Annotated in this window: 15 protein-coding genes; 6 read left to right on the top strand and 9 right to left on the bottom strand. The window is 45.2% G+C overall.

Annotated features, from left to right (window positions below; genetic code table 11):
- Positions 1-46: 46 nt before the first annotated feature.
- The 8 genes from ruvX to metK form a co-directional block, all read right to left on the bottom strand.
- Positions 47-472, bottom strand: a complete 426-nt coding sequence (gene ruvX / locus ACWYVB_RS12700) for a Holliday junction resolvase RuvX (protein ID WP_005381017.1) — start codon at positions 470-472, stop codon at positions 47-49.
- A gap of 35 nt (positions 473-507) precedes the next feature.
- Positions 508-1,071 carry a YqgE/AlgH family protein gene (locus ACWYVB_RS12695; protein WP_005393973.1) on the bottom strand — a complete coding sequence of 188 codons (564 nt, stop codon included), beginning with the start codon at positions 1,069-1,071 and terminating at the stop codon, positions 508-510.
- A gap of 128 nt (positions 1,072-1,199) precedes the next feature.
- Positions 1,200-2,150 carry a glutathione synthase gene (gene gshB / locus ACWYVB_RS12690; RefSeq protein WP_006743090.1) on the bottom strand — a complete coding sequence of 317 codons (951 nt, stop codon included), beginning with the start codon at positions 2,148-2,150 and terminating at the stop codon, positions 1,200-1,202.
- Positions 2,151-2,163: 13 nt separating this feature from the next.
- Complete coding sequence (rsmE, locus tag ACWYVB_RS12685) at positions 2,164-2,895, bottom strand: 16S rRNA (uracil(1498)-N(3))-methyltransferase (protein WP_005393970.1); 732 nt, start codon at positions 2,893-2,895, stop codon at positions 2,164-2,166.
- Positions 2,896-3,011: 116 nt separating this feature from the next.
- Entirely contained in the window at positions 3,012-3,707 is a 696-nt protein-coding gene (gene endA, locus ACWYVB_RS12680; RefSeq protein WP_047008832.1) for a deoxyribonuclease I, read from the bottom strand.
- A gap of 150 nt (positions 3,708-3,857) precedes the next feature.
- Entirely contained in the window at positions 3,858-4,355 is a 498-nt protein-coding gene (locus ACWYVB_RS12675; RefSeq protein ID WP_395222553.1) for a SprT family zinc-dependent metalloprotease, read from the bottom strand.
- A 68-nt stretch (positions 4,356-4,423) separates the two neighbouring features.
- Positions 4,424-5,221: a DUF2189 domain-containing protein gene (locus ACWYVB_RS12670; RefSeq protein WP_457529083.1), complete on the bottom strand. Its 798-nt coding sequence runs from the start codon at positions 5,219-5,221 to the stop codon at positions 4,424-4,426.
- Positions 5,222-5,623: 402 nt separating this feature from the next.
- A complete protein-coding gene (gene metK / locus ACWYVB_RS12665; protein WP_005381027.1) occupies positions 5,624-6,778 on the bottom strand; it encodes a methionine adenosyltransferase in 1,155 nt (384 codons plus the stop codon).
- 315 nt (positions 6,779-7,093) lie between these two features.
- Between metK and tkt the strand changes: the two genes are divergently transcribed.
- Entirely contained in the window at positions 7,094-9,088 is a 1,995-nt protein-coding gene (gene tkt / locus ACWYVB_RS12660) for a transketolase (RefSeq protein WP_282150601.1), read from the top strand.
- Between the two features lie 92 nt (positions 9,089-9,180).
- Here tkt and ACWYVB_RS12655 read toward each other — a convergent pair whose 3' ends face one another.
- Entirely contained in the window at positions 9,181-10,074 is an 894-nt protein-coding gene (locus tag ACWYVB_RS12655) for a LysR family transcriptional regulator (protein ID WP_395222552.1), read from the bottom strand.
- Between the two features lie 140 nt (positions 10,075-10,214).
- On the opposite strand from ACWYVB_RS12655, the gene ACWYVB_RS12650 reads away from it, so the two are divergent.
- The 5 genes from ACWYVB_RS12650 to mscS all read left to right on the top strand — a co-directional run bounded on the left by ACWYVB_RS12650 (position 10,215) and on the right by mscS (position 17,188).
- Positions 10,215-12,173, top strand: coding sequence for a ligand-gated channel protein (locus ACWYVB_RS12650; protein ID WP_005393952.1), 1,959 nt, complete (start codon positions 10,215-10,217; stop codon positions 12,171-12,173).
- Between the two features lie 131 nt (positions 12,174-12,304).
- Positions 12,305-13,342, top strand: coding sequence for an erythrose-4-phosphate dehydrogenase (gene epd / locus ACWYVB_RS12645; RefSeq protein ID WP_006743084.1), 1,038 nt, complete (start codon positions 12,305-12,307; stop codon positions 13,340-13,342).
- A 153-nt stretch (positions 13,343-13,495) separates the two neighbouring features.
- Complete coding sequence (locus ACWYVB_RS12640) at positions 13,496-14,656, top strand: phosphoglycerate kinase (RefSeq protein ID WP_005393948.1); 1,161 nt, start codon at positions 13,496-13,498, stop codon at positions 14,654-14,656.
- A gap of 154 nt (positions 14,657-14,810) precedes the next feature.
- On the top strand, positions 14,811-15,887 hold the full coding sequence (fbaA, locus tag ACWYVB_RS12635; protein ID WP_005393947.1) for a class II fructose-bisphosphate aldolase: 1,077 nt from the start codon (positions 14,811-14,813) through the stop codon (positions 15,885-15,887).
- Positions 15,888-16,321: 434 nt separating this feature from the next.
- The gene (gene mscS / locus ACWYVB_RS12630) at positions 16,322-17,188 is read left to right on the top strand and encodes a small-conductance mechanosensitive channel MscS (protein WP_005393946.1); all 867 of its coding nucleotides are present in this window, start codon (positions 16,322-16,324) and stop codon (positions 17,186-17,188) included.
- Positions 17,189-17,198: the final 10 nt, after the last annotated feature.

Raw genomic sequence — 17,198 nt, 5'->3', positions numbered from 1 at the left:
AAAAGGTTGGCACTTGCCAACCTTTTCTTGTTTTGAGTATTGTGTTTTATTCACCCCAGAGGGCTTCAAACCAGCTTTCTAGAATCACCACCGCTGACTGGCAGTCCACATTCCCTTTCGATAGGGCTTTGTAGCCGCCCATGCTGAACAACTCCGCACGAGCTTCTGCTGTAGATAAACGCTCATCATGCAGTTCAACAGGTAAGCCGTATCGGCCTTGCAGACGCTTAGCAAATTTTCGTGCACGAGGGGTTATGGTCTCAAGGTCTTTGCCATGAAGATCAGTTGGTAAACCGACCACTAGCAAATCTGGCTGCCACTCTTTGATTTGCTTTTCGATATCGTCCCAATTTGGAATACCGTCATTGGCTTTAAAGGCTTTTAATGGGGAAGCCGTACCAGTAATTTCTTGGCCAATAGCGCTACCAATGCTTTTGGTCCCAAAGTCAAAAGCCATAATTGTGCGTGACATAAGGTGTCTCTATCTAATCTAACTGTATATTCGGACTAAGCATGTCCAGAGTCTGCTGAAAGATGACTGGGGTCGATGCCCAGCTTTTCGACCGCTTTCTTCCAACGCTCGTTGATTGGTGTATTAAAGATAATTTCAGGCGTCGCTTCAATGGTGAGCCAAGAGTTTTCGACCAGCTCATTTTCTAATTGGCCTGCACTCCAACCTGAGTAGCCAAGTGCCACTAAGTAATCACTTGGTTCTGCTTCTGTTCCTAACACCGAAAGAATATCACGTGAAGTGGTTACTGCGAGGTCATCGGTCATTTGGACGCTGGACTCGTAGTAATCTTTAGGTTTATGCAGAATAAAACCACGATCTTCCGAGATTGGGCCGCCATTGTAGACTGGTCTATCTAGGCTGGCTTCAAATAGGCGCGGGTGTACTGGCTGAACTTCCACCTGCTTGAGCATGTTGCCGACGGTGATATCAACAGGAGCATTGATCATCAATCCCATAGCGCCGTCTTCGTTGTGCTCACAAACGTAGATCACGCTGTTTTGAAAGTACGGATCTTTCATCCCAGGCATGGCAACTAAAAAGTGATTTGTGAGATTCATACTCATATTGACCCTTAACTCTCGTAAATGCCCTTAAGCAAACATCATACAGTTTACCATCTAGGTATGTGCATGAGTTTGCTTAAGTTAATGTACTACGCTCTCTATTAACTGTAATACAGTTTGAGTTATTCGCCTTTTACTCGACGCTCAATCGCATCCATCAGTTTGCCAGTGATTGAGATGTCAAAAGCCGCTTCAATTTCGCGAATACAGGTTGGGCTGGTGACGTTGATTTCTGTTAGCTTGTCGCCAATTACGTCAAGGCCAACAAAGATAAGGCCTTTTTCTTTCAGTGTAGGAGCCACAGTTTGAGCAATCTTAATATCGGTCTCGCTTAGTGGTCGAGCCTCACCTGTGCCACCAGCTGCAAGGTTACCGCGCGTTTCACCTTTTGCAGGAATACGAGCTAGACAGTAAGGCATTGGTTCACCATCTACGACTAAGATACGTTTGTCACCGTTGCTGATATCTGGCACGAAGGTTTGCGCCATTGCGTAGTTTTGACCGTGGTTGGTCAGTGTCTCGATGATTACAGAGACGTTAGGGTCGTTTTCTTTTACGCGAAAGATAGATGCGCCGCCCATACCATCAAGCGGTTTTAGGATGACATCACCATGTTTTTCACGAAACTCTTTAATTTTCTCTGCTTTTCGCGTCACGATTGTCGTTGGTGTCAGCTCAGGGAACCACGCTGTAAACAGTTTTTCATTACAATCACGTAGACTTTGAGGTTTGTTAACGATCAGTGCACCTTGTTCTTCTGCACGCTCAAGGATGTAAGTCGCGTAGATGTATTCTGTGTCAAACGGAGGATCTTTACGCATTAGTACAGCGTCTAGCTCAGACAGTTCGATCGTTTGCTCTGATTTGAACTCGTACCAACCGTTTGGATCTTCTTTTAGCTCCACCACTTTAGTATCTGCAATGGCAACGCCTTGATCGAGATGCAGATCATTCATTTCCATGTAGTGGATTTCATAGCCGCGTCGTTGCGCTTCAAGCATCATGGCAAAGCTAGAGTCTTTTTTGATGTTAATGGACGAAATTGGGTCCATCACAATGCCGAGTTTGATCATTATTTTTCTCCGTTTAACCAAGATCGCCGAAACGAACTTGTAAGGCTGTAATTGCTGTCAGAGCCGCTGTTTCGGTGCGCAGAACGCGAGGGCCGAGTAGCGTTTCTTCAAATTGATATTCTCGAGTCATCTCGATCTCTTCAGACGATAAACCGCCTTCAGGGCCGATCAGTAGGCGCACTTTTTCAACCGGTGTTGGTAGTGTGTTGATTGAGTAGTTAGCACGAGGATGAAGATTGAGCTTTAAGCCATCGTACTCTTCTTTACACCACTCTTCCAAGCTCATAATTGGACGAATTTCTGGAACGACATTGCGTCCACACTGCTCACAGGCACTGATGGCGATTTTTTGCCATTGCGCGAGTTTTTTCTCAAAGCGCTTTTGGTCAAGCTTGACGCCACAACGTTCGGAAATCAGAGGTGTGATGGTATTGACGCCAAGTTCCACTGACTTTTGGATAGTGAACTCCATCTTATCGCCACGTGAAATAACTTGACCAAGGTGCAGGTCTAAAGGGGATTCAATACTGTTTTCTACACGCTCAGTAATGTTAACCAAAACCGTCTTTTTGCTGACTTCACTGATAACCGCTGGGAATTCTGCGCCGCTGCCGTCAAATAGGAGAACGTCTTGGCCTTCTTTCATTCGCAGAACACGGCCGATATGGCCTGCTGCGTCGTCACTTAAAGCAAGTGAGCCAAGTTGATGAATGGTTTCTGGATGATAAATTCGAGGGATACGCATGAGATTTCCAGCAAGAGAATAAACTTAAACCCTAACATGGATGCTTTACACCGAAAAAACAAGGGGCAAGAAGCGTTTCAATATCAGTTATTGAAACGCTTCAAGGTAGAGGAGCACTAGAGTGCGCGACAGGCTTTTTGAACAAATGGGTTATGATTGCCTTGTACTTTGGCAATGCGCTCGTCACGCTCACATTCCCATTTATCGACTGGGTAGGTTTTGTTCCAAGCACTCATCAACTGTGTTTGCTGTTTTGATAATTTAAAGCCGTACTCTTTGCTCATGTATAGGTAGGTACGAGCAATCGAACCTCGAGCACGGTCTGGTGGCATGACTTTACGCTGCTTAAAGTTCACTTGCATCTCACAGCGACCATAACTCACGCCATCGATACCGTTCCATTGGCTAAAGTTGTAGTTCGAACGGTCACCGTTTACTTCACCAATGGCAGGGGTTAGGTTGTGCAGGTCTGCTTCCATCAAGCGAAAGGTTTTGTCTTTTTTCTTGCAGTTTTTACGTCCACCATCTTGCCAGCATTGACGCTGGTGGCCAAACTGCCACGCAGGTACCACATGCTCCCATTCGATTCGTGCGGCCCGCTTTTCCTGTTTACGGACTTGGTAACCGCAAGAGGCTAAATCTGGGGAGCCTTTTTTGCCTTGCCATTGAATGTTGCAGCCACAGTAAAAGCTCGTTGGATGGTCTTGATAAATTTTTACCGCCTCACGTTTGGCGGCAGAGAATGAGCTTGGTGGCGCGGCAACCGCAGTGCTAGAAAGCGCGATAAGTAACAAAGAGAATAGGTATTTCATGATTAAAGTCTTTATAAAGTATGACTTTATTCATGATAACACGCATAAAATAGCTTTAGTGATGAGTAAGTTAACAATAAATAGCGAAGGGAAGGTTTTGATAAACTCGATCTTTATTTTGGGAACGCAAGTAACACTATGAGATATAGATTACGATAACTGAATGCCCGTGAAGTTAAGTGGTTGGCGGCATTTCTGACAAGAGTACGTCGCCTCTTTGCGCAGCACTTTATTATGACGGCGAATTGATAGAGGGTAGGTCATACAGCCACAACGATACTCAAAGGTTTTACCTTGAACGGATTTTACTTCAAAGCTGTGAGTGGTTTTGGCGGGCACTTTAAATACGGCTTCCATGACACCTTGCCATTCTTTGCCGTGAGGTCTAACTCGTCCGTAAACCTGATAAGTAATCAGGTGAGCCACCTCGTGAGGAATGACTTCATCTAAGAATGCTTGGGTGTTTTCGCGAAATAAAACGGGGTTTAGGCGAACTTGATTTAATTGAAGGTAGGCTTTTCCTGCCGCTTTTCCGCGGACGTTGAAGGTGACCGTTGGAATAGGAAAAGAACGTTTGAAAGCTTGCTCTGCCATCGCGATGCAGTCCGCCATCACTTGCTTGGCTTTATAGCTTAGTTCTATATCCACAACTCACCTCGATAAATCAAATAAAAAAGCCCCCGCATTCGCGAGGGCCAGATCATAGCATCAGTTAATTACGGAGTGTGTTTTTTCTTGATGGTGGCATGGTAAGCGTGCCATGTACCGTAGCCTAGAATTGGCATGGTAAACAACATTCCGATCCCGTACGTTGCAAAGCCGATAAGAATACCGCCGCAGATGATCGCCGCCCAAACAATCATCGCTGGAATGTTGGATTTCACCGCATTAAAGCTAGTAAATACAGCGGTCATCATGTCTACGCGACGCTCCATCATGAGCGGAATAGAAAAGGCTGAAATGCTAAACACCACACAAGCCAAAACAAAGCCAACTAGAGAGCCGATGACAAGGAAGGGGAGGAACTCACTTAAAGATGCCCCTTGAACAGAAGGGTAAAGCGCATGAAGTAGAGCGGCAATACGCATCCAAAATATCATACACACTGCGAGTAACACGGCGAATGCCCATTGAGATGTTGAATTACGACCGATCGCTTTCATTGAATGGAACAAGCTTGCTTTGTGTCCGCGCTCTCTCTCACAACTGGCATCATACAAGCCGAGCGCGAGAAACGGACCGATTAACATGTAAACAATCAAACTGGGCATGACGACCAAGTGTGTGCCTTGCCACTGAACGAGCAAAACAATGCCTATGGCAGCTGCCATAAAACAGATGCCATAGAAAGCACTAATAAGCGGCATTCGCACGAAATCATGCAGACCTAATGCGAGCCAATGAAAAGGTGCAGAAAGATTGACCGTATTGCACGGTATGGTTCTGGCGTATTCGTTGTCTGGCACTTCCTTTCGCTTGTTGTGGAAGTCCGATGGATTAACAGTTCGAGGCATAACTCCTCCTTGATTTATTCCCACATTATCCGCTTATACCAACTGACAGCGGTTTTTGTTCAGTCAAACTTGAAGCGACTTTTTCAAGTTTACATCTGAGCATTGGCTTAGTTTGGTATCGGCCATAAAGATGCCTGACTCATGTCTTTACTTAAGTGTTGCTTCCACAGTCGCCAGCATCCGACGTCTCTATTTAAATTGGAATTAACAATATTTTAACTATTGGCGGAGATGGGATAATTTACAAATAATTGCTTAAAATTTATTCGGTATAAAAATGAGGGAGAAACAGGACTGCTTTGTGGGGCAGGGCGGTATGAGCTGAAATGGCTGGATAAACGTTGCTGAAAATAAAAAGCCCCCGCCATAGGCGAGGGCTTGATTGATTCTTGCTTGGCTTGATTATTTGATGCCAGCGAAATCGCGTAGAAGTGCAGCTTTGTCTGTCGCTTCCCAAGGGAATTCTTCACGACCGAAGTGACCGTAAGCCGCTGTCTTCTTGTAGATAGGTTGAAGAAGGTTAAGCATTTCTTGTAGGCCGTATGGACGTAGGTCGAAGAATTGACGAACTGCTTCAATGATGATGTCGTGAGATACTTTCTCAGTACCGAACGTTTCCACCATGATAGACGTTGGATCAGCAACACCGATTGCATAAGAAAGTTGGATCTCACAACGGTCAGCCATGCCAGCCGCTACGATGTTTTTCGCTACGTAACGTGCTGCGTATGCTGCACTACGGTCAACTTTTGATGGATCTTTACCAGAAAACGCACCGCCACCGTGACGAGCTGCGCCGCCGTAAGTATCTACGATGATCTTACGACCTGTTAGACCACAGTCACCCATAGGACCACCGATTACAAAGCGACCAGTTGGGTTGATGAAGAAGTTTGTTTCTTTGTTGATCCACTCAGAAGGTAGCACTGGCTTAATGATCTCTTCCATTACCGCTTCACGCAGGTCTGAAGTTGAGATTGAATCACAGTGTTGAGTTGAAAGAACAACCGCGTCGATACCAACGATGTTACCTTGATCGTATTGGAATGTTACCTGAGATTTTGCATCAGGGCGCAACCAAGGTAGTGTGCCGTTTTTACGAACTTCTGCTTGCTTTTGAACAAGACGGTGAGAGTAAGTAATTGGCGCTGGCATTAGTACTTCAGTTTCGTTACAAGCGTAACCAAACATGATGCCTTGGTCGCCTGCACCTTGTTCTTTAGGGTCAGCTTTATCAACACCTTGGTTGATATCTGGCGACTGTTTACCGATTGTGTTTAGTACCGCACAAGAATCTGCATCAAAGCCCATATCTGAATGTACGTAGCCGATTTCACGAACGGTTTCACGAGTTAACTCTTCGATGTCTACCCATGCTGAAGTCGTGATTTCACCACCCACCATTACCATACCGGTTTTAACGTAAGTCTCACATGCAACACGAGCCTTTGGATCTTGCTCTAGAATCGCGTCAAGAACCGCATCAGAAATCTGGTCTGCAATTTTATCTGGATGACCTTCTGATACTGACTCAGAAGTAAACAGGTGCTTAGCCATGTTAGCTCCACTATATCTGGTTTAAAACTGGGGAATGATAAACTCTCCAGCGCAAATTAATACTAATTTTTGTAGGTGTATCTACATCTAGACGTCTATTCTAAATTTGATTGCTCGAATTACAAGCTCTTTTTTGGTTTTTGTTATAACCAAACGTTTGCCTGATTTATTGATAATTTTAAGAACTTCGAACGATTTGGCGCGAAAGGTGCAATATTTGTGAGGTTTTGGACTGGAAAACGTTTGCACACCCAACAGGGCTTTGAGAGAATTATGACCTACTTTTCGTTTCGCTTAATGTACTCAGGAGCAGACATGTCGTCTCGTAAACATCTTGCCAATGCAATTCGTGCTCTAAGCATGGATGGTGTTCAACAAGCTAACTCAGGCCACCCAGGCGCACCAATGGGTATGGCTGATATCGCTGAAGTTCTTTGGCGCTCTCACCTAAACCACAACCCATCAAACCCAGAGTGGGCCGACCGTGACCGCTTCGTGCTGTCAAACGGTCACGGCTCAATGCTTATTTACTCTCTACTGCACTTAAGCGGTTATGAGCTATCTATTGACGATCTGAAAAACTTCCGTCAATTGCACTCAAAAACCCCAGGTCACCCAGAGTACGGTTACGCGCCTGGTATCGAGACAACAACGGGTCCTCTTGGCCAAGGCATCACTAATGCTGTTGGTATGGCTATCGCAGAGAAAGCACTAGCGGCACAGTTCAACAAAGAAGGTCACGACATCGTTGACCACTTTACGTATGTGTTCATGGGTGACGGCTGTCTAATGGAAGGCATCTCGCACGAAGCATGCTCTCTAGCAGGTACGCTAGGTCTAGGCAAACTGATTGCGTTCTGGGATGACAACGGCATTTCTATCGACGGTCACGTTGAAGGTTGGTTCTCTGACGATACACCTAAGCGTTTTGAAGCTTACGGCTGGCACGTAATCCCAGCGGTAGATGGTCACGATCCTGAAGCAATCAACGCAGCGATTGAAGCGGCTAAAGCGGATCCTCGTCCGACTCTAATCTGTACTAAAACAATTATCGGTTTCGGTTCTCCTAACAAGTCTGGCTCACACGATTGTCACGGTGCACCATTAGGTCACGATGAGATTCAAGCGGCTCGCGAATACCTAGGTTGGGAGTACGGTCCATTTGAAATCCCTGCAGATGTTTACGCTGAGTGGGATGCAAAAGAAGCAGGTGCAGCGAAAGAAGCGGCTTGGAATGAAAAGTTCGAAGCATACGCAGCAGCTTACCCTGCAGAAGCAGCAGAGCTTAAACGTCGTCTAAACGGCGAACTTCCAGCGGAATGGGAAGAAAAAGCGAACCAAATCATTGCTGATCTTCAAGCAAACCCAGCGAACATTGCATCACGTAAAGCATCGCAAAATGCACTAGAAGCGTTTGGTCAAATGCTTCCTGAGTTTATGGGTGGTTCTGCTGACCTAGCGCCTTCTAACCTGACCATGTGGTCTGGTTCTAAGTCTCTAGAAACGGATGACTTCTCTGGCAACTACATCCACTACGGTGTACGTGAATTCGGTATGACCGCTATCATCAACGGTATCGCATTGCACGGTGGTTTCGTTCCTTACGGCGCAACATTCCTAATGTTCATGGAATACGCTCGTAACGCAATGCGTATGGCTGCGCTGATGAAAATTCAGAACATCCAAGTGTACACGCACGATTCGATTGGTCTTGGCGAAGATGGCCCAACTCACCAACCGGTTGAGCAAATGGCATCTCTACGCGTAACGCCAAACATGAGCACATGGCGTCCGTGTGACCAGGTTGAGTCTGCCGTAGCATGGAAACTAGCGATTGAACGTAAAGATGCACCAACAGCACTTATCTTCTCTCGTCAAAACTTAGCGCAACAAGATCGTACAGCTGAGCAAGTAGCGAACATCGCGAAAGGTGCTTACATCCTGAAAGATTGCGAAGGCAAGCCAGAGCTTATCCTTATCGCAACAGGCTCTGAAGTTGAGCTAGCAGTAGAAGCTGCGACTCAACTAACAGCAGAAGGTAAGAAAGTACGCGTGGTTTCAATGCCATCAACAGATGCATTCGACAAACAAGACGCCGCTTACCGTGAAGCAGTATTGCCATCAGACGTAACGGCACGCATCGCTATCGAAGCAGGTATTGCTGACTTCTGGTACAAGTACGTTGGTTTCGATGGTCGCATCATCGGCATGACAACATTTGGTGAATCTGCACCTGCTGGTCAACTATTCGAGATGTTTGGCTTCACGACTGAAAACGTAGTGAACACAGCAAAAGAATTGCTAGTGTAACTGCTAGATTGTCTCAATAGTCGAACGTAAAGGACGACTGTTAGATGGTAAAGTTGGAAAGGCCATCATTGCGATGGCCTTTTTTGTTTTTGTCAGGTTTTCCAACCATGTGGAATGCTTTGGTGAATACAGTCTAAAAGTACGGATAAGCGCAGTGGTGGTCTTCCTGCAGGCGTATAGCAGTTAATGGAGATGGGCTCTGAAAGCCAACCTTCTAAGCAAGGTGTGATTCGACCCGGATGATGTTTCTCGTAGCCGCTTGCTGTCCAAGTTGGCAACAGTCCAATACCATGACCATTCGCGATGCTGTCGATCTGCATTGCGATGTTGTCGCTGTACAAGCGACTCACAAATGGCTCTAAAAAGAACTCACCGTGTTGAGGGTGTGAGAGCATCAATCCATTTTCTTGTACAGAGCCAAAATCGATCCACGGATGCGCTTCAAGCTCTTTGGGGTGCAGGATCGAACCGTGTTGTTCAAGATAAGCTGGAGAGGCAAAGGGTGTGTAACGAAATGAGCCTAATACCTCTTTGCGCCAATCGAGATCTTTACGCTCACCGAGCCAGATGAACAAATCTGGGTCATGGTGCGCTTCAGAAAAGTCACTGGTAAGTTGAACCCTAACGTCAGGATTATCGGCAAGAAAACCGTTGAGCACACCACCTAGCCAACTTCTAACTAATGCTGTGTGACAAACAATATGCAGCGGCCCTGAAACTTGGTTTGTTAAACCTTGAAGCGCGTCATAACTCTCTTCACTTAGCTCAAGAATCTGGCGACTGTAGTGGGCAAAAATTTCTCCCGCTCTTGTCAGAACTAATCGGTTACCTTGTCTTGCGGTTAGAGCCTGACCGAAATCTTCTTCTAATTGTGCTAAGCGACGACTCAGCGTTGATTTAGGCTGGTTGAGGGCCTTGGCAGCGGCGGTCAAACTCTTATGCTGATTGAGCGCATCAAAGGCTCGAATTGATGCTAAGTCGTGCATATTTCATTTACTCCTTACTGCGTTATGCACGGGTTCCATAAATGGGAAGAACCGTTCCATAACTCTCACTATGCATCTCATTCTATTTGTGAATAATTCACTTTCGAAAATAATAATCATTATCAATTATGGAGATGTAGATGTCTACTCTTAGACTGCCAGTTATTACTGCAACTGGTATTTTAGCCTTCGTCAGTGTCCCTCATGTGTTTGCCAATGATGCGGTTTCTAAAATGGAAACAGTGGTTGTAACTGCATCAAGTTATGAGCAATCTCAAGCGGACGCGCCTGCAAGTATTAGTGTGATTTCGCGTGAGGAGTTGGACTCTCGTTATTACCGCGATGTGACTGATGCACTAAAAAGCGTGCCTGGTGTCGTCGTAACAGGTGGTGGTGACACTACCGATATCAGTATCCGTGGTATGGGTTCTAAATACACTTTGATACTGGTCGATGGTAAACGTCAAAGCACACGTGAAACTCGCCCAAATAGTGACGGCCCTGGTATCGAACAAGGCTGGTTACCCCCTCTTCAAGCGATTGAGCGAATTGAAGTTATCCGTGGTCCAATGTCGACGCTTTATGGCTCTGATGCGATTGGTGGTGTAATTAACGTGATCACGCGAAAAGACGCGATGGAGTGGACAGGTAATGTTCAGCTAGGCACGGTTCTGCAAGAAAACAGTCGCTCGGGCGGAGAGCAGAGCGCGAATTTCTTCGTCAATGGGCCGCTAGCCGAAAATCTATCTCTCCAAGTATACGGTCAGTATACCGCAAGAGAAGAAGACGATATTGAATACGGCTATGAAGATAAAGATATGCAAAGTATCTCTTCAAAACTGACCTACCAGATTAATGACCGCCATTCTGTGCAACTAGAGGGTGGCACATCGGCACAAAGTCGTCGCGGTAACGTTGGCCTTTCCGTACCAACGACGGGTTGCCGAAGAGGTTGTGAGGATTCACTCAACGAATATCGTCGTAATTATGTAACGCTAAGTCACAATGGCGACTGGGACTCGGTTGGCATCTCAGATACTTACTTACAACGTGAAGAGAGCGAGAACAAATCTCGCGAGATGACGATCACCAACACCACGTTCAAATCGAGCTTGGTGACTGGTATTGGAAACCATACGTTGACGACCGGTGTGGATGCTACTCATGCCGAACTTGAGGATTTTACTTCCAATAAAGCGTCATCGAAGACCGAAACATCGAATACGCAGTGGGCTGTTTTCATTGAAGATGAGTGGAGAATCGCCGATCCGTTTAGCGTTACGCTTGGTGGTCGTCTAGATCATGACGAAAACTATGGTGCGCACTTTAGTCCGCGTGTCTATGGTGTATGGCGAGTTGACCCATCTTGGACTGTGAAAGGCGGTGTGGCAACAGGTTTCCGTTCTCCGCAATTACGTGAAATTACTCCTGGTTGGGCGCAAGTCAGTGGCGGCGGTAATATCTACGGTAACCCAGACCTTGATCCTGAAACGTCGCTAAACAAAGAAATCAGTGTCTTGTATCAAGGTGACTCTGGTTTAGATGTCTCTTTGACTGCGTTCCATAATGAGTTCAAAGACAAGATCACACGTGTTGTTTGTCCAGATACCATCTGTACAGATGGACCAAACCAATGGGGTGCAGATCCAACGTACCGCATTAACGTGGACGAAGCGGTCACACAAGGTATTGAAGCGACCTTAGCATCGCCATTAACGGAAACCATTTACCTCAGCTCGAGCTACACATTTACCGACTCAGAGCAAAAAACAGGTGAATACAAAGGCATGCCGCTGCAGCAGTTACCAAAGCATTTGTTTAATGTGGATGTAACTTGGCAAACAACAACAGATCTAGAAAGCTGGGCTAAAGTCACTTACCGAGGTAAAGAAATGGATCCGGTTACTGGCCCATCAAGAAACAGTATCGTAGAGCCTGCTTATACCTTTGTGGACGCTGGTGTGACATACCAGTTAACCGATAATACTCGTATTAAAGGCGCGATCTATAACTTGCTGGATGAGGAAATCAGTTACGAAGAATACGGATATGTCGAAGATGGTCGTCGCTACTGGTTAGGTTTAGACGTCGCATTTTAATTATTGTTGTAATAAGGCCGAGCATTGTCTCGGCCTTTTTTAATCCTGCTTTACTATGATTCAACAGGTGCGTTTTTCAGCCTGATCAGGTAGTATCTGTGACACGAAATTTTTGGTAGGGCGAAGGATAAATGCTAAAGGTTGCGATCAATGGATTTGGACGTATAGGTCGTAATGTTCTGCGAGCCGTATATGAAAGCGGAAAACATCAGCAGATCAAGGTTGTGGCGGTTAACGAGTTAGCGCAGCCAGAAGCGATGGCGCACCTACTGCAATATGACACTAGTCATGGTCGCTTCGGTAAAAAAATCTCCCACGACCAAGAACATTTGCATGTTCATCATGACAGCGGCGAATATGACTCTATTCGCATTCTTCACCTCTCTGAACTCGAACTACTTCCTTGGCGCGATTTAGAAGTCGATATTGTCTTGGATTGCACTGGCGTGTTTGGTTCACAAGCCGATGGGCAAGCGCATATAGAAGCTGGCGCGAAGAAAGTGCTGTTTTCACACCCGGGCGCAAACGACATAGATAATACGATTATCTATGGTGTGAACCACGAAACTCTGAAAGACGAGCACCGTGTTGTCTCCAATGGCTCTTGTACTACCAACTGTATCGTTCCCATCATTAAAGTGTTAGACGAAGCCTTCGGTATTGAGTCCGGTACCATTACCACGATTCACTCTTCCATGAACGATCAGCAAGTAATCGATGCGTACCATAACGATCTACGCCGTACCCGCGCAGCGAGCCAATCTATTATTCCGGTTGACACTAAGTTGCATAAGGGAATTGAAAGAATCTTCCCGAAATTTTCCAACAAATTCGAAGCAATTTCTGTTCGTGTCCCAACCGTTAACGTCACCGCAATGGATTTAAGTGTCACAATTAATACAAATGTGAAAGTTAATGACGTAAATCAAACCATTGTTAACGCATCTCAGTGTACATTACGTAACATTGTTGACTATACTGAATCGCCACTCGTTTCCATCGACTTTAACCACGACCCCCATAGTGCGATTGTTGATGGAAGCCAGACTAGAGTGAGTAACGGGCAACTCGTAAAAATGCTCGTTTGGTGCGACAACGAATGGGGCTTTGCTAACCGGATGCTGGATACTGCCTTAGCAATGCAAGCTTCTTCTCAAGTGGAGCAGTAATGACGAAGAAGTGATGGAGAATTTTTATTTCAAGCCTTGAAATAAATCCATGATATCTCCATATCATCTATAACCAGTTTGAAGAATTAACAGGCTTGGCAGGGTTGCCGAGTTTTCAAAAACTTTAATTATCAATATTTGAGAGGACACATCATGTCTGTAATCAAGATGACTGACCTGGATCTTGCAGGTAAACGTGTATTTATCCGTGCTGACCTAAACGTGCCAGTAAAAGACGGTAAAGTAACTTCAGATGCACGTATCATCGCATCTCTTCCAACTATTAAGCACTGCCTAGAAGCAGGCGCTAAAGTAATGGTTACGTCTCACCTAGGTCGCCCAACTGAAGGTGAATACGCTGAAGAGTTCTCTCTACAACCAGTTGTTAACTACCTAAACGACGCACTAGATTGTGAAGTTAAGCTAGCAAAAGACTACCTAGATGGACTAGAGCTAAACGCTGGTGAACTTGTTGTTCTAGAAAACGTTCGCTTTAACAAAGGCGAAAAGAAAAACGACGAAGAGCTATCTAAGAAATACGCAGCACTATGTGACGTATTCGTAATGGATGCATTCGGTACGGCTCACCGCGCTCAAGCGTCAACTCATGGTGTTGGTATGCACGCACCTATCGCTTGTGCTGGCCCTCTTCTAGCAAACGAACTTGAAGCGCTAGGTAAAGCAATGGACAACCCAGCTCGCCCAATGGTTGCTATCGTAGGTGGTTCAAAAGTTTCTACTAAGCTAACTGTACTTGAGTCTCTATCTAAAATCGCTGACCAACTAGTTGTTGGTGGTGGTATTGCTAACACATTCATCGCAGCTGCTGGCCACAACGTTGGTAAGTCTCTATACGAAGCGGATCTAGTAGACACTGCTAAGAAGCTAATGGATGAGTGTGCAATTCCAGTAGCAACTGATGTTGCATGTGCGAAAGCATTCGACGAAAACGCAGAAGCAGAAATTAAGCACGTTTCTGAAGTACAAGACGACGACATGATCTTCGACCTTGGCCCAGATTCAACAGCTGAACTAGCAGAAATCCTTAAGAACGCGAAGACTATCCTATGGAACGGTCCAGTAGGCGTATTCGAATTCAAGAACTTCGAAGCAGGTACTAAAGGTATCTCAGAAGCTATCGCAGCATCTGAAGGCTTCTCTGTTGCAGGTGGTGGTGACACACTAGCTGCTATCGACAAGTTCGGTATCAAAGCTGACGTTTCTTACATCTCTACAGGTGGCGGCGCTTTCCTTGAGTTCGTAGAAGGTAAAGTTCTTCCAGCAGTAGAAATGCTAGAAGCACGCGCTAAGTAATTAAAGCAAAGCGGGGGAGTGATTCTCCCGCTTTCTTGTTTGCTGCAACGTGTGAGGAACTCTGCTAGAATAGCCTCAGTTGTGAGCAAACGTTTGCAAGATTTTCAACTTAACAAGTTTTGTTTAAAAACGACAGATAAATAGGATTACATCCATGTCTAAGATCTTCGACTTCGTAAAACCAGGTGTTATCTCTGGCGATGACGTTCAGAAAGTATTTGAAGTTGCAAAAGAAAACAGCTTTGCACTTCCAGCAGTAAACTGTGTGGGTACTGACTCTGTAAACGCAGTACTTGAAGCAGCTGCAAAAGTTAAAGCTCCAGTTATCGTCCAGTTCTCTAACGGTGGCGCTGCTTTCTTTGCTGGTAAAGGTCTAAAACTTGAAGGTCAAGAAGCTCAAATCCTAGGTGCTGTTGCTGGTGCGAAATACGTTCACGCTGTAGCTGAAGCTTACGGTGTTCCAGTAATCCTACACACTGACCACGCAGCTAAGAAACTACTTCCTTGGATCGACGGTCTACTAGACGCTGGTGAAGAGTACTTCGCGCAAACTGGTAAGCCACTATTCTCTTCTCACATGATCGACCTTTCTGAAGAGTCTCTAGAAGAGAACATCGAAATTTCTGCTAAGTACCTAGAGCGCATGGCTAAAATGAACATGACTCTAGAAATCGAACTAGGTTGTACTGGTGGTGAAGAAGACGGCGTTGACAACTCTGATATGGATGCGTCTGAGCTATACACTTCTCCAGAAGACGTTGCATACGCATACGAGAAACTAAGCGCAATCAGCCACCGTTTCACTATCGCAGCATCTTTTGGTAACGTACACGGCGTGTACAAACCAGGTAACGTTGTTCTAACTCCAACTATCCTACGTGATTCTCAAGCGCACGTTTCTGAGAAATTCGGTCTTCCAGCGAACTCTCTAAACTTCGTATTCCACGGTGGTTCAGGTTCTTCTCTAGAAGAAATCCGTGAGTCTATCGGTTACGGTGTTATCAAAATGAACATCGATACTGATACACAGTGGGCAACTTGGGATGGTATCCGTAAGTTCGAAGCTGAAAACCACGATTACCTACAAGGTCAAATCGGTAACCCAACTGGTGAAGATGCACCAAACAAGAAGTACTACGATCCACGCGTATGGCTACGTGCTGGTCAAGCTTCAATGGTAGCTCGTCTAGAGCAAGCATTTGCTGACCTAAACGCAGTTGACGTACTATAATCGTTACTGATTAAGTTACTTAAAAACCCGCTTTTTGAGCGGGTTTTTTTATGTCTATCATTTTGCCCCTATGTTTCTTTCCCTGTTTTCCTATTGATATCTTTATGCGTCAGGTTGTATTTTCTGGTGGGATGTTCCCCCTTTAACGTTTTTAAATAAAAACATAGGAATATCAGTCATAGGAGTGGCGAAATAAGAGTGCATTGCGTAACCTGTAACAAGCCAATATCAGAAAACTCTGATAAAGTCTTGTTTTGCATATCTTTGCGAAACTCTGACTTTGAAAAAAGTCAAAGTTGGGATATTGTGCCAAAAATCTGACACTGTTCAGTGGGGCAATAGGGATGTTGTTTTAGAAAAGAGCCTTTAAAAAACAAGGTTCATAAATTAACGGCAATTGGATTTATATATCTTTATTTTTGAGGATAAGAATTATGGCAGGTGAATCGGTGGGTATCGATACCACTTTAACGGATGGTCTAACTCAGGCTGAAACTTGGCTGACAAACAACTCAGATCTACTGGTTCAGTACGGTGTGAACATTATCTCTGCGCTGCTTATTCTGTTTATCGGTAATATTATCGTTAAAGCAGTCGCTGGTAGTGTTTCTAAAGTACTAGAAAAGAAAAACATGGATAAGGCTGTCGTTGAATTTATTCACGGTCTTGTTCGTTACTTGCTATTTGTAATCGTACTTATCGCCGCTCTTGGTCGATTAGGCGTTCAAACCGCTTCAGTTGTGGCTGTAATCGGTGCGGCAGGTCTTGCTGTTGGTCTTGCGTTACAAGGTTCACTATCAAACTTTGCAGCTGGTGTACTCATTGTTGCGTTCCGTCCATTCAAATCTGGCGACTACGTAGAAATTGGCGGTGTAGCGGGTAGTGTTGAAGCAATTCAAATCTTCCAAACTGTTCTAAAAACACCAGACAACAAGATGGTTGTTGTGCCTAACTCGTCAGTAATCGGTGGTGCAATTACTAACTACTCTCGTCATGCAACGCGACGTGTCGACTTAGTGATTGGTGTGTCATACAAAGCGGATCTTAAACTAACGAAGAAAGTAATTCGCGAGACGCTAGAAAAAGATCCGCGTATCTTGAAAGATCCTGATATCACAATCGGTGTACTTACACTGGCAGACTCTTCAGTAAACTTTGTGGTTCGCCCATGGGTGAAAACTGCAGATTACTGGGGCGTATACTTTGATGCAATGCAAGGTATTAAAGAAGCACTGGATGAAAATGGTATCGAAATTCCATTCCCACAAATGGATGTTCATCTGAACAAAATCGACGCTTAATACAAGCGGT

The organism is Vibrio sp. JZG10 (assembly GCF_054064075.1).
Note: the sequence above shows the minus strand (reverse complement) of the source record. Positions and strands in the feature narration are given on the sequence as shown.

Bases quoted from the DNA above. Each gene is read 5' to 3' on its own strand.
- epd (WP_006743084.1), top strand. From the start codon at position 12,305: ATGCTAAAGGTTGCGATCAATGGATTTGGACGTATAGGTCGTAATGTT.
- rsmE (WP_005393970.1), bottom strand. From the start codon at position 2,895: ATGCGTATCCCTCGAATTTATCATCCAGAAACCATTCATCAACTTGGC.
- ACWYVB_RS12695 (WP_005393973.1), bottom strand. From the start codon at position 1,071: ATGAATCTCACAAATCACTTTTTAGTTGCCATGCCTGGGATGAAAGAT.
- endA (WP_047008832.1), bottom strand. From the start codon at position 3,707: ATGAAATACCTATTCTCTTTGTTACTTATCGCGCTTTCTAGCACTGCG.
- tkt (WP_282150601.1), top strand. From the start codon at position 7,094: ATGTCGTCTCGTAAACATCTTGCCAATGCAATTCGTGCTCTAAGCATG.
- ACWYVB_RS12650 (WP_005393952.1), top strand. From the start codon at position 10,215: ATGTCTACTCTTAGACTGCCAGTTATTACTGCAACTGGTATTTTAGCC.
- mscS (WP_005393946.1), top strand. From the start codon at position 16,322: ATGGCAGGTGAATCGGTGGGTATCGATACCACTTTAACGGATGGTCTA.
- fbaA (WP_005393947.1), top strand. From the start codon at position 14,811: ATGTCTAAGATCTTCGACTTCGTAAAACCAGGTGTTATCTCTGGCGAT.
- gshB (WP_006743090.1), bottom strand. From the start codon at position 2,150: ATGATCAAACTCGGCATTGTGATGGACCCAATTTCGTCCATTAACATC.
- ruvX (WP_005381017.1), bottom strand. From the start codon at position 472: ATGTCACGCACAATTATGGCTTTTGACTTTGGGACCAAAAGCATTGGT.
- ACWYVB_RS12655 (WP_395222552.1), bottom strand. From the start codon at position 10,074: ATGCACGACTTAGCATCAATTCGAGCCTTTGATGCGCTCAATCAGCAT.
- metK (WP_005381027.1), bottom strand. From the start codon at position 6,778: ATGGCTAAGCACCTGTTTACTTCTGAGTCAGTATCAGAAGGTCATCCA.
- ACWYVB_RS12670 (WP_457529083.1), bottom strand. From the start codon at position 5,221: ATGCCTCGAACTGTTAATCCATCGGACTTCCACAACAAGCGAAAGGAA.
- ACWYVB_RS12640 (WP_005393948.1), top strand. From the start codon at position 13,496: ATGTCTGTAATCAAGATGACTGACCTGGATCTTGCAGGTAAACGTGTA.